At 25.1% G+C, this 22824-nt stretch carries 28 protein-coding genes; 24 read left to right on the top strand and 4 right to left on the bottom strand.

The window, feature by feature from the left end; translation table 11 throughout:
- Positions 1–29 precede the first annotated feature (29 nt).
- Positions 30–653, bottom strand: a complete 624-nt coding sequence (locus BN6774_RS09175) for a biliverdin-producing heme oxygenase (protein ID WP_066892874.1) — start codon at positions 651–653, stop codon at positions 30–32.
- A 402-nt stretch (positions 654–1055) separates the two neighbouring features.
- Here BN6774_RS09175 and BN6774_RS09180 point away from each other — a divergent pair, with 402 nt between their 5' ends.
- Entirely contained in the window at positions 1056–1430 is a 375-nt protein-coding gene (locus BN6774_RS09180) for a hypothetical protein (protein ID WP_066892879.1), read from the top strand.
- A gap of 93 nt (positions 1431–1523) precedes the next feature.
- Positions 1524–2162 (top strand): peptidoglycan recognition protein family protein, encoded by a 639-nt coding sequence (locus tag BN6774_RS09185; protein WP_235829600.1) that lies wholly within the window; start codon positions 1524–1526, stop codon positions 2160–2162.
- 46 nt (positions 2163–2208) lie between these two features.
- Here the strand turns inward: BN6774_RS09185 and BN6774_RS09190 are convergent, their stop codons facing one another.
- Positions 2209–2457 carry a TIGR03905 family TSCPD domain-containing protein gene (locus BN6774_RS09190; protein ID WP_066892882.1) on the bottom strand — a complete coding sequence of 83 codons (249 nt, stop codon included), beginning with the start codon at positions 2455–2457 and terminating at the stop codon, positions 2209–2211.
- A 172-nt stretch (positions 2458–2629) separates the two neighbouring features.
- Between BN6774_RS09190 and BN6774_RS09195 the strand changes: the two genes are divergently transcribed.
- Positions 2630–3523: a YncE family protein gene (locus tag BN6774_RS09195; RefSeq protein ID WP_066892884.1), complete on the top strand. Its 894-nt coding sequence runs from the start codon at positions 2630–2632 to the stop codon at positions 3521–3523.
- Here BN6774_RS09195 and BN6774_RS09200 read toward each other — a convergent pair.
- Positions 3520–4053, bottom strand: a complete 534-nt coding sequence (locus BN6774_RS09200) for a DUF4364 family protein (RefSeq protein WP_066892886.1) — start codon at positions 4051–4053, stop codon at positions 3520–3522. The two genes, BN6774_RS09195 and BN6774_RS09200, sit on opposite strands and share 4 nt — an antisense overlap.
- Positions 4054–4184: 131 nt before the next feature.
- On the opposite strand from BN6774_RS09200, the gene BN6774_RS09205 reads away from it, so the two are divergent.
- The 10 genes from BN6774_RS09205 to BN6774_RS09245 all read left to right on the top strand — a co-directional run bounded on the left by BN6774_RS09205 (position 4185) and on the right by BN6774_RS09245 (position 12376).
- A complete protein-coding gene (locus tag BN6774_RS09205) occupies positions 4185–4736 on the top strand; it encodes a polysaccharide deacetylase family protein (RefSeq protein WP_066892888.1) in 552 nt (183 codons plus the stop codon).
- A gap of 46 nt (positions 4737–4782) precedes the next feature.
- Positions 4783–5223 (top strand): helix-turn-helix domain-containing protein, encoded by a 441-nt coding sequence (locus BN6774_RS09210; RefSeq protein ID WP_066892890.1) that lies wholly within the window; start codon positions 4783–4785, stop codon positions 5221–5223.
- A gap of 553 nt (positions 5224–5776) precedes the next feature.
- Complete coding sequence (locus BN6774_RS18505; protein WP_159426825.1) at positions 5777–5935, top strand: hypothetical protein; 159 nt, start codon at positions 5777–5779, stop codon at positions 5933–5935.
- 105 nt (positions 5936–6040) lie between these two features.
- Positions 6041–6907, top strand: a complete 867-nt coding sequence (locus BN6774_RS09215; RefSeq protein ID WP_066892892.1) for a ParM/StbA family protein — start codon at positions 6041–6043, stop codon at positions 6905–6907.
- A complete protein-coding gene (locus tag BN6774_RS09220) occupies positions 6904–7083 on the top strand; it encodes a hypothetical protein (RefSeq protein ID WP_066892894.1) in 180 nt (59 codons plus the stop codon). Before BN6774_RS09215 ends, BN6774_RS09220 begins: the two co-directional genes overlap by 4 nt.
- A 275-nt stretch (positions 7084–7358) precedes the next feature.
- On the top strand, positions 7359–7829 hold the full coding sequence (locus tag BN6774_RS09225; RefSeq protein WP_066892896.1) for a hypothetical protein: 471 nt from the start codon (positions 7359–7361) through the stop codon (positions 7827–7829).
- Positions 7830–7839: 10 nt separating this feature from the next.
- On the top strand, positions 7840–8034 hold the full coding sequence (locus BN6774_RS09230) for a hypothetical protein (protein WP_066892898.1): 195 nt from the start codon (positions 7840–7842) through the stop codon (positions 8032–8034).
- The gene (locus BN6774_RS09235) at positions 8031–10304 is read left to right on the top strand and encodes a type IV secretory system conjugative DNA transfer family protein (protein WP_066892900.1); all 2274 of its coding nucleotides are present in this window, start codon (positions 8031–8033) and stop codon (positions 10302–10304) included. Before BN6774_RS09230 ends, BN6774_RS09235 begins: the two co-directional genes overlap by 4 nt.
- Before the next feature lie 77 nt (positions 10305–10381).
- Entirely contained in the window at positions 10382–10786 is a 405-nt protein-coding gene (locus BN6774_RS09240) for a hypothetical protein (RefSeq protein WP_066892902.1), read from the top strand.
- 153 nt (positions 10787–10939) lie between these two features.
- Positions 10940–12376: a hypothetical protein gene (locus tag BN6774_RS09245; RefSeq protein WP_066892904.1), complete on the top strand. Its 1437-nt coding sequence runs from the start codon at positions 10940–10942 to the stop codon at positions 12374–12376.
- 37 nt (positions 12377–12413) lie between these two features.
- Here BN6774_RS09245 and BN6774_RS09250 read toward each other — a convergent pair whose 3' ends face one another.
- Entirely contained in the window at positions 12414–12623 is a 210-nt protein-coding gene (locus BN6774_RS09250; RefSeq protein WP_066892906.1) for a helix-turn-helix domain-containing protein, read from the bottom strand.
- Positions 12624–12789: 166 nt separating this feature from the next.
- Between BN6774_RS09250 and BN6774_RS09255 the strand changes: the two genes are divergently transcribed.
- The 11 genes from BN6774_RS09255 (at position 12790) to BN6774_RS09290 (ending at position 22786) form a co-directional block, all read left to right on the top strand.
- The gene (locus BN6774_RS09255; RefSeq protein WP_066892908.1) at positions 12790–13014 is read left to right on the top strand and encodes a hypothetical protein; all 225 of its coding nucleotides are present in this window, start codon (positions 12790–12792) and stop codon (positions 13012–13014) included.
- Between the two features lie 16 nt (positions 13015–13030).
- Positions 13031–13354: a hypothetical protein gene (locus tag BN6774_RS09260; protein ID WP_066892910.1), complete on the top strand. Its 324-nt coding sequence runs from the start codon at positions 13031–13033 to the stop codon at positions 13352–13354.
- 14 nt (positions 13355–13368) lie between these two features.
- Positions 13369–13524 carry a hypothetical protein gene (locus tag BN6774_RS18510; protein WP_159426826.1) on the top strand — a complete coding sequence of 52 codons (156 nt, stop codon included), beginning with the start codon at positions 13369–13371 and terminating at the stop codon, positions 13522–13524.
- A 545-nt stretch (positions 13525–14069) separates the two neighbouring features.
- Complete coding sequence (locus BN6774_RS09265) at positions 14070–17270, top strand: hypothetical protein (protein ID WP_066892913.1); 3201 nt, start codon at positions 14070–14072, stop codon at positions 17268–17270.
- A gap of 226 nt (positions 17271–17496) precedes the next feature.
- Positions 17497–17667: a hypothetical protein gene (locus BN6774_RS18515; RefSeq protein WP_159426827.1), complete on the top strand. Its 171-nt coding sequence runs from the start codon at positions 17497–17499 to the stop codon at positions 17665–17667.
- A 29-nt stretch (positions 17668–17696) separates the two neighbouring features.
- Positions 17697–19598, top strand: a complete 1902-nt coding sequence (locus tag BN6774_RS09270) for a hypothetical protein (protein ID WP_159426828.1) — start codon at positions 17697–17699, stop codon at positions 19596–19598.
- 273 nt (positions 19599–19871) lie between these two features.
- Positions 19872–20369, top strand: a complete 498-nt coding sequence (locus BN6774_RS09275; protein WP_066892917.1) for a hypothetical protein — start codon at positions 19872–19874, stop codon at positions 20367–20369.
- 82 nt (positions 20370–20451) lie between these two features.
- Entirely contained in the window at positions 20452–20886 is a 435-nt protein-coding gene (locus tag BN6774_RS09280; protein WP_159426829.1) for a hypothetical protein, read from the top strand.
- 429 nt (positions 20887–21315) lie between these two features.
- A complete protein-coding gene (locus BN6774_RS18975) occupies positions 21316–21450 on the top strand; it encodes a hypothetical protein (RefSeq protein ID WP_268873136.1) in 135 nt (44 codons plus the stop codon).
- A 15-nt stretch (positions 21451–21465) separates the two neighbouring features.
- Entirely contained in the window at positions 21466–22359 is an 894-nt protein-coding gene (locus tag BN6774_RS09285) for a GIY-YIG nuclease family protein (protein ID WP_066892921.1), read from the top strand.
- Positions 22346–22786, top strand: a complete 441-nt coding sequence (locus BN6774_RS09290; protein ID WP_066892923.1) for a hypothetical protein — start codon at positions 22346–22348, stop codon at positions 22784–22786. Before BN6774_RS09285 ends, BN6774_RS09290 begins: the two co-directional genes overlap by 14 nt.
- Positions 22787–22824: the final 38 nt, after the last annotated feature.

Genomic DNA, 22824 nt, shown 5'->3' on the forward strand with positions numbered 1-22824 from the left:
ACGGCTACCTATAGGCAGCCGTTATTAGTTTAAAATAATTTTGCATCCAATTCACTTGATATAGCAAGATTATAAATATAAGAATTACATATTTCTAAAATGAATTCTTCTTTTTCGTTTTCATTAAGGTTTAAGGAATTTAGCATATTATGATATTTCATAACGTATTCCCTCATATCATCTAAGTTTTCATAAACATAATAATTTAAAGCGTCATCGCTAATTTTATAATGTTCTTTTAATAAAGAATAAAATATTCTTCCACCAAATAAATCTGCTAAAAATCTTGTATAAGCATGGGCTATAATGAATTTGGGATTTATTTCCACTATAGAATTTATTCTATTTACGTATGCTAATGTAGAAGGAAGGATATCTATATCTTTATTATTAGAAAGTACTTTGACATCTTTTCTTATAGAAGAAGATCTATAAATTTCAGGTGTTACAAAAGGTTTTATATCCTCTAGGTCCTTAAATTTGTCTAAGTTATATTCAATAGATTCATAAACATAAGCTAAATTGTAAATGTATTCAGAGTAGCTTTCTACAGTAGCATTTTTATTAAGTAATCTATAAGTAAAGCCTGAACTTTCAGCAGCTTTATGTAACACATTACTTTTATTTCTAATTTCCATCATTAAATTATTCATATTAACACTCCTCTGATAATGATTATCATTTATTATATTAAAAGAATACTACTAATATTAAAAAACATCAAACCTTAAATAGGTTGAAATTTTTAATATTATCATCAAAAAACTTGATTTTATATAGTTTTTCATAATCATACTGAACAAAGTTCATTATAGCTGAAAATTTAACTATTAAATTACTATATTTTTAAAATTTAGTAATTTAATAATAGGTATTTATTTTTATTGAATATAGAAAAATCAGTAAGAGATTAACTTATATTTATAGTAAAAAAATAAGGGTTTTTTGAATAATCATTAATTGGATATAATTTTTATAATTGTGTAATCATTGTAATAAAGTCTTACAAATGCTAATATGTAATTGATATCAAAGAAATGTGGTTGGTGATTCTTATGATAAAAAATAATTTAAAAAGCTTTAAAAGTTTTATTCTTATTTTTATGGTTAGTTTAGTAGTTTTCTATTTCCTTGGGAGTATTATTTCTAACTTAAAGGGATTCAATTTTAGAGATGTAATTTTTGTTGAAGGAATAATTGTTTTAATGGGAGTAATTTTTTCTTCAATAGATGGCAGCCCTCAAGGATTATCACTTCAAGAATTTGGCCAAATAAATCCACAATACTTTGCTAATATAATTTTAGAAACAAAAGTTAGAGAAGGTAAAGGTTTAATTGAAATTTCTAATGTGAAAATTAATATTGACTTAATAAGTATGGCTATAGTATTAGGTGCAACTATAACTTTAATTAGTAGCTTTATAATATAGGTTAACTATGGAAGCAAATATTCTATAATTTAGAATATTTGCTTTTTTTTATAATATCTTATTAATAAGTTATTAATGTCAGGAGAATTTAGTTTGTTTATTATTTTAAAAATTAATAGAAAGTATTTATTATTATCTGTAGTAATCATAATTATATTATTAGTAGTGATTTTAAGAGATTATATAAGAGAAGGTTTAAGAATAGATTACAAAAGATATTATAATGTTAAAGTTTTAAATGAAGATATTGAAGAGTTGAAAAAAAAATTAAGTATAATAGATTTAAATTATGATTGGAATGAAAATTTAACTTTTAATAATAATCCTAATAAAATAATTTATCATCATTGTGCAAGAAGTTATTGGAGCCCAGAAGACATAAATGAGTATCACAAAGCTAAAGGATGGAAGGGGATAGGATATAATTTTTATATAAGGAAAGATGGAGATATTTATTCAGGAAGACCTGAAAATTCAGAAGGAGCTCATACAAAAGGTGAAAATAGTAAATCTATTGGGATTTGTTTAGAAGGAAATTTTGAGGAAGATAAATTAACAAAAGAGCAAATTGAAAGTTTAATAAATTTATCTATATATATTTCATTAAAATATGATATTTATAAAATTGTAGGACATAAAGATGTTTATGAAACTTTATGCCCAGGTAAAAACTTTCCTTTAAAGGACATAAAAACTCAAGTAATAAAAGGAATGAAAAATTATAAAAAATAGGCTGTGTTAGATAACAGCCTATTTTTTATAGAAATGATTAATATTTTTATGCAATTTTATTATATTCTTCTAGAGCCTTTGATAATTGATCCGGACAAGAAGTATCCTTATTTCCACAAGTTATTCCCTTTAATTTAGTAATGGCATCATTAACATTCATTCCAGAAACTAAAGCTGATATTCCTACTAAATTTCCAGGACAACCTCTTACAAACTCTACTGTTTTTATAATATCATTTTCAATTTCTAAATGAATTTCTGTTGAACAAACTCCCTTAGTTTTATAAACGAACATATGTAATACCTCCAAATTTTATTGCAACAATATTATATCTTCATATTAAAAAAAAATAAAGGCTATATGTAGAATTTTGAAGTAAAAGATAAAAGTTTGTTCCAAATTAATAAAATCTACATATATTATAAATGTATCTATAAATAAAAGCTAAATATAAAGGTGGTGTAGTATGAACTCTTTAATTGTATGTAATACAGGTAGTGACTCTATTAGTAAAATACCTTTAGTTACATCCCTTAATACTGATATAGTATGTGAAGAAATATTACTAACTGAAGGTGAAAAACCTCTTGGCCCAAATGGAATTTATATTAATAACAATATAGCCTATATAGCAAATAATTATAGTAATTCTATATCTATATTAAATATGGATACATTAAAGGAAGAAAGTATAATATATGTAGGGGCTCATCCAAATGATTTAACTGGATATGATAAGTATTTATATATAGTATGTTCAGAATCTAATGATGTTGTCATATATGATTTAGAAGAAAATAAAATTATAGTAGAAATAAAAACTAATAATTGGCCTTATAACATTGAGATTAGTAGGAAACTAAAGTTATTATTTATAACTAATTTTCAAAGTCATAATATATCAGTTATAGATATTAAAATAAATAAAGTTATAGGTGAGTTGATTACATTAGAGTATCCAACAAAGGTTAAGGTATCTAATGATGGAAAGTTACTATATGTTTGTGAAAGTTATATGGGTGATGAAAAAAATGGATATATTGAAATATTTGATTTAATTACATTGGAATCACAGGGAAAAATAGAGGTAGGAAAAGTTCCTATTGATATTTTTGAAGATGAAAATACATTATATGTTTGTAATTTAATGGATAATAGTATTGATTTAATAAATAAGACAACTTTAAGTAATATAAAAGAAATAAATATAAATGGTATGCCTAGAACTTTACTTAAGCATAACAATATATTATATATAGGAGATTACTTAAATGGAAGAGTAGTTTGTTTAGATTTAGTTAACGATAGTATAAAAGCCATAACAGTAGGAAAAGAACCTAATGCTATGACTTTATATTAATTATCATCACTAAATAAAGAGTTCATAATTTTATTATATATGTCTGAGGGGTTAGACTTCCACCTATTGCATAGTGAGGTTGCTTGTTTTTTTGTTGGTACGGATACTTTTAAAGAAATTAATAAGTTATCATTTTCTAAGGCTTGCAAATCTACAATAAAGGAATTATCTTTACCTATAGTGTAGTCGCTGTGAATAGTTAGCTCCTTTTTTATAGATTCAATCATTGAAAGAAGATAGTCATCGATTATCTTCTTTTTTATTGAGGAAATCCTATCAGAAAAAAAGGAGAGGGTATTACTGCCCTTTTCTGTTATATGAACAAGATTTTTATCATTTACTTTTTCATATCTTAAGAAATCTGATGATATTAACTCACTTATATACTGTTGTAAAGTAAAGTAATTTATAAAATTATTTTCTAAAATAATTTCTGTAAGTTGAGTATTAGTTATTGGATGTTTTAATGATTCCATAACGTATAAAACTAATAATTTATTTTCTGCTAGTTCAGCTGAATTTTCGTACATATTAAACCTCCATTTTAGAAAGTATAAGTTTATTATAACATAATATTTAAAAATTTCATAACTACATATTATAGTCATTATTATAAAATTTAAGGAATATAAATTAACTAAAGCAATTTTTAGGAGATTAAATGAAAAGAAGATATAGAGTTGGCTTAAGTTTATTATTATTGATATTTACTGTAATTATATCCATAGTGTCTACTGAAAAAGCAAAATATAGCTTTACGGAAGTCTATAACGATAAACCAATTTTTAGAGTTAGTACAGATGAAAAAAAACTATCCTTAACTTTTGATATAAATTGGGCTGAAAAAGAAGAACTTTATAACATATTACAAATACTAGATAAATATAATGTAAAGGCAACCTTTTTTATAATGGGGGGTTGGGTAAATTATAGTGAAGAAAATAAAGATAAACTTATAAAAATAAAAGAAGGGGGGCATGAGATAGGAAACCATAGCTATATACATCCTATGTTCAGTAAGATTTCTGAAGAAAGGATGAAAGCAGAGGTGGAAAAAACAAATAAAATTATTGAAGATACTGTTGGAGAAAAAGTTAAACTATTTAGATTTCCTAGTGGGGATTATAATGAAAAGGCTTGTAAGTTTATAGCAAATGAAGGAATGATGAGTATTCAGTGGGATGTTGATATATTTAATACAATAGTAAACTAAAACCTTTATAATAAAGGTTTTTTATTTTATAAGGAGAGTATTAAATATGAAAAAAATTAACAATTATGAACAAGGATATTTTAGTATAGAAAATAAGGTTTTAAGTTTAAAGCCCCATCTATTAAAAACATATTTATATATAAATTCACTAGATTTTAAAAGAGGAGGGATTTGGCATTCGCAAAGAAAATTAGCAGATGGCTTAGGAATTTCTGTTCGTAGCTTGCAAAGACATTTAAAAGAATTGTGTTCCATGAATTTTATTACAAAGGAACGCAGGGGCTTCAATAAAACAAATTTAATGAAGTGTTTAGTTGGAATAGTTGAAAAAGTTAAAGAAAAGAAAGAGGAATTAACAACTAATTTTAAAAAATCTTTTCCTAAAACTACTACTAGAAAGAAACTTAAATTTAATAACTTTACTGGTAGAAACTATAGTAAAGAAGAGTGGGATAAATTAGAAAATAAATTACTAGGTTGGGAATGATAAAAAGTATAAAAAAATACCCTTAGAACTGCGAATTCTAAGAGCATTCAACTTGCTAACTCCATTAACAAGACGTTAATTACATTATAAACAAATAAAATTTAAAAAGCAACTGTTTATAATATTTTTTAAAAAAGGAGATTGGGAAGTTTATTAGTCGTATTTAAAATTAAGATTTTATATAATAAAGTAAAGCTTATAAGATGAATTTAGTATATTTTTTAATATATTAAGTTGATTTTATAAGCTATTTTTTTTCGATATACCATTTATGAAATTTATGTCGTATCAGTTATGACAATTCTAATACTTCTTGATAAGACATTTAATTCGTAAATTATATGACAACATTAATGCAGTAAGAAATAAAATATATAAGAATTAAAAATAATAATAAATAAATACTTAAATCTATAGTTATATAAGATTGTTTACTTTTCAATTAAAAATCACCTCAATAAAATTCTTAACGCAATATAGTAAAAATATATCAATAAAAAACACCTTATTTATAATGTTTACATAATATGGTAATATATAAAAGGGTGGTGTTATGGTGAAAAAGAAATATGAGAGAGTAGAAATAACTTTTAATACAGCGAATGAAGATGAGATGGAGATATACAACTATATATTAGAAAAATCTAAAGATATAGGTAAAGCAAAATGGTTAAAAAATTTAATTAGAAAAGATATAAATAAGACTAGATAATAGTCTTATTTTTTTGTCTATAAAATTACGGAAATATTTTAGGAAACTTTTACGGAATTATCCATAGGATATACTATAAAGAATAATAAAGGAGCAAAAAGAAGCATGATAATTGGCATAGATATAGGTAATTTTAATACTAAAAGTTCAAAAGGAGTGATTTTTGAGTCAAAAGTATCCAAAGTAGGTAGTTTACTAGGGAGTAAATACAATCTTGTATTAAATGACGAAGAATATAAGATAGGAGAAGGTAACTTTGATACGGAGTTTAGAAAAATAAACAAGGAGAATTATTTAAAATTATTATTTGGATCGTTGGCACTTAGCGATGTAGGTAATGAGGTGCAGTTAGTTTTAGGTCTTCCTATAAGTCAATATAAGGCTGATAGAGAAGAATTAATTGAAAAGGTAGAAGAACACTACCACTTACAAGGTAGCTTAAATAACAAGCAATACAACGTATATATAACTAATGTAGATGTTTATCCGGAAGGAATAGCAAGTGTTGAAGATAATTTTAAGGGAATAGTAGTTGATATTGGTGGTAGGACGACTGATTGTACTTTATTAAGTGTAAAAAATAATAAAAGAATAATAGAACATCCAGTATCGATACCAATAGGAACATTAAATTTATATTCGGACTTTATAAATGCTATAAATGGTAAGTATAGTTTAGATTTGAAAATTGATGATACAGAAAGATTGCTAAAAGGCGGGTTAAAAATAAAGGGTGAAAAAAGGGATATTAAATTTGGAAAAGATATATTTATAGATTTTATTAAAGATCTTATATCTAAGTTGAGGGTGGAGTATAGTTTAGATACTTACGATATATGTTTTACAGGTGGAGGAAGTATTTTATTAGAAGGAATAATAAGAAGTTTATTACCTTATTCACATGTCAAAAGTGATGGATTAATGAGTAATGCAAATGGGTTTAAAAAATATGGGGAGAGTTTGTGGTTATGAAGATTAGTGTTAGTTTTAAGGAATCAGAAATGGAAATCTATAATTATTTAAAAAGTCAATTATCAATGAGTATATATATAAAGCAATTAATTATAGATGATATGAAAAAATATAATTGTAAGCCAACTAAAAAAGAAGAAGTTAAAAATTCAATGAGCATTTCTTGGCAGGATTAGGTATAAAGACATAAAAATAAGCCCTAAATCTTTGAGGTAAGACTTGGGCTAGGACAACTACAACGCTAACTACGTTACGCTAGTAGTTTATGTATTAATATATTGAATTGTTCCTATTTTTAATATTATAAAACAAATTTTACTACTATTTCAGCTACTATATAACTTACAAGTACTCCAACTGCAATTCCAAATGTAAAAGTCATTTTGAGCACATCCTTTCTTAATCTACTTTTAGTTTAACCTGTTTTAAATAATTTATGTATGGAGGAATTATGAAAAAGAATTTTATAGATAATTTACTAACTTTAACTAATAAAGAAATAACATTTAATAAGGAACAATGGAAAGCTTATAAAAAAGGTATATTAACACTAGAAGATGTTTATAAAATTAATAGAGTAGATAAAGAAATAGGGAAGCTGAATAAAACTGCATATAACTTATTAGCTTTTATGGTTGCAGGAGTAGTAGGAGGAATTGAAGTTTACAAGAATACATTAACAGTGCAAGTATCAAATCCTGTAGGTGCGATAGATACGTTAGGTAACACTTTCTTAGGAATATTCCAAGGATTAGGTAGGTGGGTAGCTTTAATAATGGCTTTTATTGAGATAGTTAAGAGCATTATGAAGGGTAGCACTAATACAAGCGAAATATTTGGAATTATTTTTAAGTATGTAATCGTGTTTGCAACCATGTATTTATTGCCTTATTTCTTTGATGTAGTGGCTTCTGCATTCTAGGTGAATAGATATGAAGAAGATGTTAGGAGAGCTTTTAAAAGCCATTTTAGAGGGTTTAGTGAGTAGTAGCTATATTATATGTTTAACTGTCGCAATGATATCTATAATACTTTATGTATGCGGTTGTAAAAAGGCAGGTAAATATGTAAGTATCTCTATCGTAACTTATATATTAATCCAAGCTTTAAAGGGGGCTTTAAGTTGAAATCTTTAAAGTTTAGTAATTATATTGAGATCAGAAAACCAACTTATATATTTATTAAAATAACTAGTCATAAGAGTATAAGAAATTTTAACAGCACACAAATAGCAAAGATGATAGCTTTGACTTATAAAACACTTAATAGAAAACTATATAGGGAACAAAAGAAATTTATAATAGAGTGTAATTTTAAGATAAGTTACGTTATAGATATAGTTGAAAATAATGCAAATTTCTATTTTATAATTCCTAAGCTGCTTAAAAATCAATTACTAGAAAAGATTAATGAAATATGGAGTAAGGCAACTGTAGAAGAAGTTGAAAATCCATTTGTTGATATTAAACAAGATTATATCTATGAAGTAAGAACTACTAAAGGTGATGCTTTAAGCTTGACTTATGATAAGAAATCTAATGACCCTTTAAATTATATTCTTTCTGCAATGGATGTAATGAAGTCTGAAGACAGAGTTACGATGATAACTAATTTTATGCCTAGGAGTCAATTTGGATGGATTGAAGAGTACAACGAAACTATGGAGAAGGTAAAGCAAAACAAAAGCTTAGAAAAGGCTATAATGACACCAGCATATATTTTGAAAATGACTTTACTAGGTGCAATAAGTATACTGGATAAAGTTTGTGAGATACTTTGTGATTTTACTGGAAGTGAAAATGATGATAAACAAAGCTTATATAGTGCTATAATAGGAGTTTTGGAGCAACAAAGAGAATTATCTAACAATACAAAGAATAAGAAACAGGCACTAATAATACCTACAGAAATAGCTGTATTAAGTAATAAAGAAGAACTATGCAATAGTATGAGCCAATCATTAAAAGTTTTGGATGAAGATAATGAAATTACTTATAGGCTAATAAAGAAAAAGATAAATATATTAGATTATTGCTTTAATATAAGTAAGAATATATTTAGTGTCGATGAAGTTTCTAATTTTATTAAAATACCGGGACGTGCATTATTGATGCAACATGGAATAAATCATATCAAGATTGAAGAAAACAATATTCCTGTAAAACTTCAAAGTGGTACAAAGAGACTAGGTGAAGCAACTTATAAAGGTAATAAAATATCTACATTTTTAGATACAGAATGGAATAGCGCTAATACATCCTTAACGTGTGTTGGAGGTCAAGGAGCAGGAAAAACTACTTTCTTATGTAATTATTCAGCTGACTGTATTAAAGCTAATGAATCAGTAATTGTATTAGATTTTATTAAGAATTGTGAACTGAGTGAAGATATAGCAAAGGTAACACCTAAAGATAGGTTGGTTAAAATAAATCTAGCTGAAGAAAAAGATATACAAGCATTTAGTTATAGTGAAATAAAAATAGATGAAAATATGAGTATTTATAAAAAGTTAGATATAGCAAGTATGCAAAGTGAACAGTTAATGTCTTTAATAGATGCTATTTCAATAGGAGATCCATTGTCAAGTTCTATGAGAAGATTATTTAATTCAGCATGTATTATTGTTGGAGTACAAGGTGGAAGTTCACTTAAGAATGTTATAGATTGTTTAGAAAGTTATAAAAAAAGAAAGATTTATATAGATAGTTTAAGTTTGGAGTTAAAAGATGAGTTGGAAGATGAGATTAATACATTGAAAGAAATAGATGATTATGATAAGCAGGGGAATGTAGTAGGTACTAAATCATCTAAAATATCTTTTATATTAGATAGAGTTGACTTATTAAGAAGTAATTTTAAGTTGAAATATATGTATAAGGCAAATCCAAATAATAATATAGATCTTAAAAAATGTATAGATGAGAATAAAGTTATATTGATACAAATGAGGGATAATGATTTCCCTACTAAAATGCAAAAAAATATATTAGTAACATTTTGGATTACTAAGGTGTGGTTAGCTAGTCAACTACGTGGTAGTGAACAAGAGAAACCTAACAGATGTAATTTTATAATAGATGAAGTATTTCAAGCTCCAACTAGCTTAACCATTTTAGAATATATATTAGTTCAAGCTAGAAAATTTGCATTGAAACCAGTTTTAAGTATTCATTATATTAGACAGATAACAAATATATTTGAAGCACTAGTTACTTCTAATGGAAGTTTTATGTTAATGAAAGGTTGTACTGATGATGATTTCAATTATTTAAAAAATAAAATTGAAAATTTAGAGTATGAAGATTTAAAAGATATGAAAAAATATCATAGTATGAATCTTATAAGTTATTCAGAGGGATATGCTAGTTTTATTACTAAATTACCTAAACCTATATAGATATTATAGAATGGAAGATGTTAATAATAATATTTCTCTTTATGGTAATAATAATTAAATATAAGGAGGTTTATAAAATGGATGAAGGTTTAAACTTACAGTTCGTTTCTGACGAATCATATGTATATTCTTGGGCAAAGGACTCAAAAGCGATAGAGTTCCATTTACATGTAGGAAAATATTATTGTGACAGATTATATATTATAATAAATGATAGATCAATTAATATAAATAGGGATATAAAATTTTTAAATTATATAGATAGAATGGTAGCAGAATTTGAATTGAAAATGTGTGATATTTTTGGCTTTTTTAAAAAGGGTAGAGAGAGCGCGCGAGAGATACAAGTAGAAGTTTCATTTAATAGTTTTAATATATGTTATCCTCCAATAATGCATGACGAACTTAAAGATACTCTAAAAACAATAAGAGAGGACGTATTTTCTAAAGTGGAAAAAATGAAACTAGCTGAGTTATTTTAATAATAAAGTAGATTGATTTAAGTTGCTAAAGGTAGATATAGGATAGTTATTTTAATAACTAGTAGATTCTATATCTATTTTTTATAAACTAAATTAAATAAATTTAGATTAATATGATTAAAAATATGATTTATAATAATTAGTGGAAAGTAGGTGGATTACATTAAAGATGATAAAATTAGTGAAATAAAAATTGATCTTAAGTTAGATTTAAATCTATACAATGAATTCTGTAAAATTAGAAGTATAATATGCGAAATTATGGAGTGGGGAGAGTTTAATTATAGGAAAATATCTAATAAAGAGTTACATGAGAAAGTATATGATAATTTTGACTATATTGAACAACAAGCAACAAGAGAAGAAAAATATATCTTAGATAGAATAATGAATAATGAAAAATTAAATGATGAATACATAAATAATATTGACTATAAGGTTAGGAAAAATATAGCTAATTATGCCTACTGGAAGTACACTAATCAGGAGTACAAGGATAAGAAAAAGATAAATTTGACAGATTTAAAAAATATATTGAAAGTAAATTCAAAATACAGAAAAGAAATAGAAATAAATGAAGTTTGTTATTCCTGCAAATCACAGGGAAAATTAAAAATAAATGAGTATGGAAAATGTTTTAATCCTGATTTTATATGCAACAACTGTAAACATACTGTTAAAAAAACAGAAAATCAGAGGGAATTTTTTATATTTAATTGTGAATGTATAGTGTGTAGAGATAAGGTTGATAGATTTTATAAGGTTTTAAATAAAAATTTAAATAATTTGATAATAAAAATAATTGATGATATTGAAATTAAATTAAAGAAAGAAATTATTGTTAATATTTCAGATAAAGAAATGTTTTATGATTGGATAAATAATAGAGATGAAATAGGAGAAGATTTAAAAAAATTTCTTTCGTTAGATATAAAGAGTAATGAGGATCTAGTTTCAGAGCTAAGAAAAATAGATGATTCTAAAAAAAGAGTTGAAATTTTTAATGAAATGATAGATAAAAAAGTTATATATAAAAGTATTAAGTTAGATAAAAATCATTTATTTAGATTTATTTTAAATAATAGACCAATAATGAATAAATACATATATAATATAAATTCAGAGTCAGATAAAAAACATTATGAATCAATAAATATAGACAATGACATTAAATTATATAATAATTCATATAATTTAATTTATGGAGATGAAGAAATATTTATATCCTTTAATCAAAATTATATAAAATTATTACTATATTATGATGAAAAAAGTATGAAAATAGATGTAAATAATTATTTTTTAAAAAATATAGAAACACATTTTGATGATAAGCATGATTACTATAAAAATGATAAAGAGATTAAGGAAAATATTAAATTAATAAAAGAAGATATAATGGGTATGAAAGAATATATAAAAAATTGTGAAATTAAAATAAATGAACAAAAAGATGAAATTACAGAGTTAATTAAAGTTAATAATAAAATACTAAATAAGTTAAAAGAATTTGAACAAATGGAAGAAGTTTTAAAATTGAATTGTTATGATATTTCAAAATTGAAAGCATACAATAAGAAAGGCTGGTAGACAATGGTTAAAAATAAGAGGGTAAATGAATACTCTCTTATTTTTTTTCGATTTCAACTTCAAATAAGTCATTAGGTGTACATTTAAAAAAGTTACAAAGAATATCAATATCCTTTTTATTTATTTTTTCATAAGTATCATTAAAATATCTACTTATCGTATTTTTACCAATTCCAGTTGCGTCAGAAAGCTCTTGTTGGTTAATTCTTTTTTCTGCCATTAGTATATGCAATCTAGTCTTTAACAAATAACTCACCTCCATAAACTGATTATAACATCAAACGTTAATATTAACAATCAAATATAAAAAAAATAAATTTAATGGTTGACAATACCATTAAACGGTTGTAAACTTAATACATAAGGTAAAGATTGTAAATGAATTTATTATAAAATATGAGGGGGAATGGAAAATGAAAGAATTAAGAAATTTTATCAAAGGTTTAAGGAATTTGGAATTTGAAATGGTGGCTGTATCAGAAGTGTGTAGTGATAATGAATCAGAATTGATAAGCTTAGATGGATTACTTGATAGGATAAGGGAATTAGGTATAAAAGAAATTGTAGCTGAATATTACGAATCACTTGAATTGATTATTGGTGATGATAAATATATAGAAATAGTAGCGGTTTATTGAAAGAGAGGGCGTTAATATGAAAAAATTCTTGCTCGTTTTAGATGATGAAAATATCTTGAAAAGATTAAAAAAGATAAGAGTGTCCGACCAAGCGATAAAAAGTTATAAAGAATGTACTGTAAATAATAAAAATATAAGTGATGAACTTGCAAGAAAAAAGATAAAAAGAGATTTTGTTCTAGGTTGCAGTCAAAATAAATATTTTCGTAAGTATGGGCATTTAGTTTTACATGTTAACAAATATAAAATAATAAATGTTTTTCCTCATTTTACAAATAGGAAGTGTACTATAGATGAAGAAATGAAAAAAAGACTTAATAAGATTCTAAAAATAGAATAACAGGAGATTAGAAAATGAGTATGAGTAAAGAGAATAAAGGAATTCAATTTTGTGAAGAAGAATGGAGTGCACCAAAAGAAATAGAAGATTTAGAAAGAAAGTATTTAGAGTATTATGCGTTAGATAATGAGCCTGTATGTCAATCTAAGGATATAGGAATGGTTTCATAGCTAATTAGGTAGAAACTATCGTTGTAAAATACAAAGCTAGAATAAGGCTAAAAACACAAATAAACGCTTAGATAAAAATATACTAAACGTATAAAATTAGAAATTTATTTAAAAGATGAAAATAGGAATTTGAAGAAAACAAAAGATAAGTTAATCTAAATTAATATAATCAACTTATATTGACAATAATTAGTGCATATGAGATTAGATAATAATTATAAAACATGCTAATATATAAAAGTATAGTGTTTTGGGTATTAATATAGCATTATATCAAATACTGTGTTTATATTTTACATTATACAGATTGATATTTAGATTGTCAATAGTATTTTAAAAATAAATCAAACATATGTATGATAAGTGTAATTATTTATGTTTAGATAGATTAGGAGGTGTAAAAATAAAATTTAAGCCAGTTGTAAGCTTGTAAAAAAGATATATTAAAAGTTAAAAAGCAGTAAGGACTACCGTCCTCACGTGCTTTAGTGTGTGTGGTAAGGTTAATCTTTATCAAAAAATAATATTAAAAGGGGTTAAAGGGTATGAAAGGTATTAAGATTAAGGAATTATTAATTAACGTAAAAACTAATGAAACAGAAGAAGGAACAGTAATAGAGAAGACATATAAAGAAAATGAAATAACAATGGATAATAATTATCTGTTTGAAATTTATAGTACATATAAAAGTAGGGCTATTAAAGATATAGCTGAAAATATAATAAAAGTAAATCTTCCTTATGATAAAATACAAGCTAGAGATTTGTTAATGAATGGTTTTAAGTATAAAGACATAGAATATGTTGCTCTTTTAACTACAGTTGGAGCAATGAAGCATGAAAATATGGAACTTGAAACTAAATGTGATTATTTCTTTATTAATAAGGAAGATGAAGGTTTTATAGATGAATTAGAAAACGTAGCATCATGTGGAAAATTGAAGACTTTAGAAGGTAAAGAAATCTGTATAAATAAAGATATAGTATCAAGGTTAAGCTTATTACTATCGTCTGGAACTATGGTTTATTTTCGAAAGCCTTTAAAGTTTGCAGTTTTACCAGAAATGACATTCACATATATAAATAATTATTTACAATTTGCAGAAAAGAAAGTTGTAGATAAGGATGGAAAAGAAACAAAGGTTATAGATAAAGATAATTTAAGACTAGAAAAATATCCTGACTTAGAAGTAGATCATATAGCTATGGATGGCTCAGGATTTATGATGCCTTCTGTGGCAGGTGAGATTACTAGGCAGTTAAATAAAGGCTATAGAATAGATTGGGTTGGATTTAGAATGTTAGGTAATGCGTCAAAAGGTCTTTTAGTTAAGTTCGATTGGAAGAAGTATCTTAAAGAAGAAAAAGGCTTAGACAAGCTTATAGTTAAAGATATGTGGAGTAACGATGTTGATTTATTTGAAGTCGATTTAGTGCTCAATGAATCTTTAGTTAAATGGGGTAAGTTATTTAATAGTTATGATGAGATGGTTAAATCAAGAAAAGAGTACCCAAAGTACAATAAACTTTTTAATAGTTTATGTATAACTAAATTTAATAAGGAAGAACCTAAAGAATATTCTTTAAGTAATTATCAAATTTTGAGCAATTTAGCATTAACTTATAGTGAACTTTATAACTTAGCAACAGAAGATATAGAAGTATATACTAACTTGTTATATAGAAATGAAGATAAAGAAAAGATGATTGATACGCTAAGAATTATGCTCGGCGATTGGGCAAAGAATGATGAAGAATTAGAGGGGTTAGATTTAACTCCTTATACTAAAATACATCAAGCCTTGCAATTAGATGGTGACTTAGTTAAAGCAGGAAATTGCAAATATTTAATCGATAAAATGATAAATAAAAAAATTAACTTAATGGCTGGAGGTAGATTTCATATTAAAGGAAACTATAAAGTAGTTATAAAAGATGTATTCTCTTACTTCGATAGCTTGATAAGTTTAAATAAGAGCGATTATATAATTGAGGACGGAAAAATAAAAGGAATTAAAGGGTATATAAGTGAAAATGGACTTAAGCCTGAAACAAACTATGTTCCAAATGAAGAAGGAAATAGAGTTTTAGCTAGGTGTCCTTTAAACTCTGCAACAGAATTAATTAAAACTACATTAGTAAAAAATGAAATGTATGCTAAATATTTCAAAGATTTCAGCAAAGATATCATATTTTATGCTTTTGATGATTTCATGATGAGGCAAAGTGGTGAAGATGAAGACACAGATATAAGTTTAGTTATAGATAATGAAACAATTTATAATTCTGTAATTGAAGATGTCGATGAAGAAGGGGTTAGATGGTGTTTTAGAAATCAGTTTGATGGAAAGGCAGATAAGAGAATTTACGATAAAGAAAAGAAAAATATGTATGAGTGTATCCTTGAGACATCCGGAAATACAATAGGACAGCTTAGTAACTATGGTGCAAGAATTTCTAATAGAATAGGTGCAATTGCCATAAAAAATGAGTTTAATGAATTTGCAAGTAAAGTTGAATTTTATAGTTGGTATTATAAAAAATATATAAAAGAAAAGGGAAAAGATGCTTATAAAAATTTAAATGAAGATTTTGAAAAGTATATAAAAGAAAGATATTTTGAGCCGACTTATGAAGAACAAAAAATATTTACTAGAAAGCAGTTTCAAAAATATAAGAAATATTCTTATTATACTTTATATCTTCAGATGGTAGCTATTGACCAAGTAAAGACCAATATAAAAGTCGATGATGAATTAAAAGAGCCTTTATTTAGTTTGGATTTTATAAAAGAACGTAAGCCACTATATATATATCATGCCAAGTATAGGGAAATAAATCGTTCTGTTAATTATAAAGATGTGAAATATAGCAATACTGTACTTAATGAATTTTGTCGTAGAATTATTAATGAGTTAGGCTTTAAAGCAAGGGAAAAGGAATTAAAACAAGGTAAGAACGACCATATTTATACGGTGATGAGAAGTGTAGAAAAAGAAGGATATACTTTAAATGATGATTTATTAATTAGCCTAGGTGAGATATATAAAAACTATCTTAAAGTTGCTGATTTAATAAAAGAGCCAACTAAAAAACTATATGAAGAAAAAAAGAATATAAAAGATGAACCTGAATTAACAACTATAAATAATAAGATAGCTTTATCGGAAAAGGAGAGAAATAATAAACTTTTGAAGCTTTCTTTAAAGGTTAATGAAAAAATAGATAGTGATATACGTAGTAAGTACAAGCCTAAAGAAATTCTATTAGCTTTAGCTAAATATAGGGATGAGTTTAATAATAGAATTAAGCCATATTATATCTTTGAGTTTTTCTTTGAAGAATTTAAGAGTGTTTTACTAGAAAGAGCCAAAGGACTAATAAATTCTTATGTTTTAGATAATGAGGGAACTATTCACTATCTATATAAGGATTATAAAAAGGAATTAAAAGAAATGACTGATATCAATTTATCTAAAGAAGACAATTTAAAGAAAAGAGAAAAACTAGGGGAAGTTAAAAAAATAAGGATAAATGAGTTAACTTATGCTCCTATAAAAGAAGGAGATACAATTACTAAAAAAGATGAAGATATTTTAGCGAATAAAGACAAGCTAGGTACTTTATATCCTAATTTTATGGATTTTGAAGATGGTGATTATAAGGTAGTAAAGAGAGAGTTTTCGCCTAAAAAAGTAACTGATTATAAAGAAGCTAAAAGTTTAACTCTTTTTATAGAAGTGTAATAATGGTGGGGATTTTTCCCTCCTCTTGAGATTTTGAATCCGTTAAAAGGATTGGCTAAATTTAGCCATAAGTGGCGACTTTAAACGGATTCAAACCACCGTATGATGGTTTTAAATAAAATCTTTCCCAACTAATTTGGAAGTGTTGAATAGTATAGTTTGAGTCCGTTGAAAGACCGAGTTTTAAAAATGGGTTGATTGAATCAACTGAGAAGTAGGGGGAACAATGAAAGAGAAAAATATAATAAAAATAGTTAATTATAAACAGGCAAGCATGTATATAAAGTATGGAATAAAACCAATAGATTTATATTATACAGATACTTTAGTTTTTATATTCAATAGAGATGAGACTAGAGAAGTGTATGATAAATGGTGTAAATATGAACTTAATTAACAAGGTAAAGGGGTATGGTGATAGAGGTTATGGGAAAGAAAGTTTATGGTTATGGTATAAAAGGAACAAAAGAGTTTAAAATTAATATGGCGGTAGCTGAATATAAAGAAAATATACCAAATGTGTCGGATAAACAGATAGAATTTGCTAAGAACTTAGCTAATAAAATATTCAACTTGGAAATGGATGGTAAAATCGAAGTGAATCATAATAGGTGTGGTATGGGTAAATCGACTATTATAAAAGCAGTATTAAATCAACTTGTTAATAATTATGGATTTTGGGGAGAAGTTCCTAGAGAAGCACAATTAGATAATTATGGTCATGGAGCAATAGTCATTACGGACAGGCTTGAGAGATTAGAAGAAATAGAAAATTATAATGGACTACATGATAGATGTTATTTAATGAAATACAATAAAGAAGATGAAGGACAGCTATATAAGAATAATAGAAAAGAATTTTTGAAGCAGTTAAATGAACAGTATAGATATCCAATAGTGTTATTGTCTACTCAAAAGTATTTTAAGATGAAGGAATGTGAAAGGGAATTATTATATAAGTGGAAAGATGGGCAAAGAAAAATATTAATATGCGATGAGAAACCACCTATAATATCTACTGAAATTATTGATGAAAAATATTTAAGTAACATTAGGATTGAATTAGAAGCACTTCCTAAAGGTGAGGATAGGGCATATTTAATAAGTTATTGGAAAAGGTTTTATAATTGGTTAGATGGAGTTAGGGATAGTTATACAGAATATAATATAAATTGGGTATGTGGTTCAGGTAATGATTGTCTATTATCACATGCAACAGATAAGAAATTCTTTAATAAATTAAGTGAATTAGCACCAACTAGGTTGTATGATTCTATATATAAATTAAAAGATATAAATAAAAATGGTTGTCTTTTCATTAGCAATGGAGATAAGACTCAAGATAATAGTAGAAAATTTATTTTAATAAAAAATAACACAAATAAATTCGATAAAGATAAATGTAAAACTGTAATTTTTGATGCAACTGCTATGTATGACAAACATTATACTATATCAGATACATATAATATTTTTAAACTAGACGATAGTAAAGAAAATGATATTAATTTACATCACATACCAATTTCTACAAGTCAAAATTATTTAAAAACAAATATAAAACATTTGGAGAATATATGTAATTATATTAATACTTTAGGAAATGACTTATTTATAGCTACATATGGTAAGAAAAGTGGTTTATTTCAGCAATTTAAGATGCGTATAAATAGTAAAGAAATTGCTTATTTTGGAGATATAAAAGGTAAAAATAACTGGAATAGCTATTCTGATATGGTTCACTTAGGATTAAACAGAAAGTCAAATGATGTTTATTTAGCAACATATATAGCATTAACAGGTGCTGAAGAGAAATGGAATGTTGTACAGGATACAGATAAAATTTATTCAGATATAGAAAAAATACTAGAAAATAGTAAGGGTAGATTTAAAAATGAAACAATGCAATTAATAATGGAAAGTGATTTAGTAATAGATACGATTCAAAATATAATGAGAATAAAGTGTAGGCATTTTAACAATAAAGATATATGCAATGTATTTTTATTATGTTCTAACAATTATAATGCTGTGGTGAAAAAGATTGAAAAGGTTACTGGAGCTAAAAGAAAGGAATACTTACCTAATATATTTGCAGAAGCAAAAACTATGGATAGAAAAGCTATGAATGGAAAAGAAATGACTAACCCTCAAAAGATAATGAAATACATTGATAGTCTTGAAAAAGGAGTCATAATAAGAACTAAAGATATATATGAACATACTGGATTATCTACTAAAGAATTTAATAAAGCTAGGGAAAATAAAATTGTTTCTGATTGGTTTGCTAATAATACAATAAAAAAAGGTACATATAAAATTTGCTGATTCAGAAGTTATACCCTAATTATCTAATATAATATATTATTAGAAAAAAGGGGTATATAATTAATTCAATGTTGTTTTAATTTAGACGTTTGGTTTGCCTTAGTGGCTTACCTTTTCGGCTAGGTAGGAATGATTTAGTTGAATAGCGAAGTTTACGAGCTAATGAAACTTATTATTCCTAGATGGTGGTAAAAGGTAAAAGAACGCTATATTAAAGAAGGAAAATTTAATAGACTATAGAATTATAAGAATTAGGTAAAGGGGGATTAATGAATGAAGAGTAAATATGTTAAGCAATTTTTAGTTTATTTCATGGAAGTTACGATTATTTCATTTTTTTTTGTGATAGGAACTAATTATATTACTCGTATTGAGACATACTATGAAGCTATAGAAAGATTTTTTACTGGAGTAGTCTTTTATCAGGGATTAATATTTATGTTTAATAAAAATACGTTAGATACGGAAAAAGATATGATATTAGCATTAAAAACATATTTAGAGTTGTGTAAATTATACGTTGAATTTAAAGAGAAATTTATTTTAGATACAATAAATGATAAAGTTAGTGAAATTGAAAATAAAGAGGTTTTTATTAAATCTAAGTATTTAAATATTATGAAAGATTTACAAGAGTTTATAATATCTGATTATCTTAGCAGCAATGAAAAAAAAGCTAGAATAGAAATGGAATTAATTAATATTGAACATATATATGAAGAAGAAAGTTTGAAATGGAAATATACTCTTCTTTTAAAATATTTAAAGTAAATTACATAAATAAGTATTATTTAATAAAGGGTTTTACCAATTTTTGTAGAATTATATATCTATAAAAGGGGGTATGATGGATATGAATAAAAAGCTCGATGTAGATGTAATAAAGATTATGAATGCATATATAAATGCTACTGAAGATTTAGATAAAGCGAAAATATTAATTATATTATTAAAAGAAATAAAAAATATTACTATTGATTCGTTATTACTTAATCTTAAGGATAATAGCAAAAATACTGATGAATTGTCTATTATATTTGCTGAAATGGCAAAAAAAGAATTTATATTAGATAACTTTAAGGAAGGTATGGAGAATTTAGAAAAAGCAATAGAATTTGCAGATATAAATGATGAAAAATATTTAGCAAACTTATATATGATAAAAGCTGAAGTTCTTAATAAAATAGGGAAAATAAACTCTGCTAAAGAATGGCTTAATAAAGCGTTGGTGTATGATAAAGATATAAGAGAAAAAGAGTCAATGATAGTAAATGAAATAGAAAAATAAAAATATATTAAGATGTAGTGTAATAGCTACATCTTTTTTTATATCTTCGGGTATTCCATACCCTTGATATGGTGTAGGTGAATAGGATTTATTTCTTATTTTGTGGTTAATAACTCCACTTAAAAGTTATATTTTTACTAAATCGTAATAGTCATTTAAATATGACTTCTTTAATTAATTATTAAGCTACGCTCCTAAGCAAGAGTAAAAACTGCTTATTACTTATATAATGTAAATTAAGGTTTTATTATTATAAAGCTTTACTTGACCTTATATAAGGTTATTTTGATTCTTTTCCATATATAATTCATTTTGGCTAGGTTTTGTTTTGTAAATCTAGCCTTCTCTTTATTATTTAAATAGAGCTTAATAGTAATTATTAGGCTGTTATAAATAATAAAAAAATATTAAAGAAAGGGTGTTGGGTTAATGGATATTAGGGAATTTGTATTAACGTTATTGAGAAATTTATTTGTAGTTGGTGTAGTAGGAGTATATTATATTGCATTAGTTTACTTTGTTAATTTATTCTTAAAAGCACTAGATTATATTTTTAGAGGGTAGTGAGGTGAATAAAAGATGAGTGAGTATATGAAGAATTACTATAAGAATAATAAAGAAAAATGGAAGGAATACAATTCTAGAGATAAGTATAAGGAATATCATAAAGCTTATTTTCAAGAAAATAAAGAGGAGCTTACTAAGAAAAACAAAGAGTATTATGAAGAGTTTTCTAAGAAGTATCAAGGTAAGTTTATATATTTTATTTTAAATGAATTTAATAATATGAAGTATATAGGAAAGACTTGCAATATTTATAAAAGATTTGCACTTCATAAATATGAATTAGCTAAATATAATCCTAAAACAGATAGAGTTATATATTTAGATTTTAGCGATAAATTAAGCGAAGAAGAGTTAGCAGATGCAGAAAAGTATTTTATAGAATTATACAAATTAGATTTAAATGATTATTGTGGCGACTATGATACTAATATAGCGTTTAAGATAGATAATGATTTAGTTTTTAACGAGTTCAAGACAGTTAAGAATAACAAAATTAAAGCAGGAGAATTATACGATATAGAAGATAGAATTATACCTACGGTTTTATCTAAGACGGAAGATAAGCAGTTATTTAAAGCTAAAGATGTTCTATTTATTTCTACTATAAAAGAAGTAAATAGATATATAAATTTAAATATTTCAGATGAAGAATATGAAATGATGGCTAAAAGAGTTAAAGATAATTATAAAGATTGGGATAATGCTATTAACTTTCCACTAAGAAAAATTATATATAATCTTAAACATTCTAATAATATAAGTTTAGAGGAAAAAGGACAGGCAATTAATTATTATTATAGTTTGCTAAAAGATTATACTGATTATGAATTAAAAGAAATTTTAGATAAAAAAGAAATGAGTTTATATAAGAAAATAAAAGGGGTAGATGAAGATGATAAAAATTAATGATATTTTTAAAATAGAAAAAGAAACTATAACAGGAGTTAATCCAATAACAAAAGAGACTGTTGAATTTGAGAGATATATTTTTACTGCAAATGAAATTAAGTTTACAAGGCACGAAAAAAGTTATATAGAAGATATTTTAAATATGGATTTTTCTTATAACGAATACAATTATATAAGAAGATATTTAGCAGACTATGTTAATTATTCTAAAGAAATTGGAACAACTGATGAAGATGAATTAATGATAGAAAAAGTATTGGTAATGAAGGATTCTAAGGCAGTAAGAACTTATTTAATATATGCTTTTTCCGATATTTTATTTACATATTTAAGTAGTGATATGGAAGAAGATGAAATTAGGATGTTTATAAATAATGAAATTGAATATAGAATTTTTAAGAAATTATGTGAATTGGTTGATTAATAAAAGTTTAATGAACTATTTAGAGATAAAGAAAATAT

It is taken from the genome of Clostridium nigeriense, assembly GCF_900086595.1.
Taxonomy (GTDB): Bacteria; Bacillota; Clostridia; order Clostridiales; family Clostridiaceae; genus Clostridium; species Clostridium nigeriense.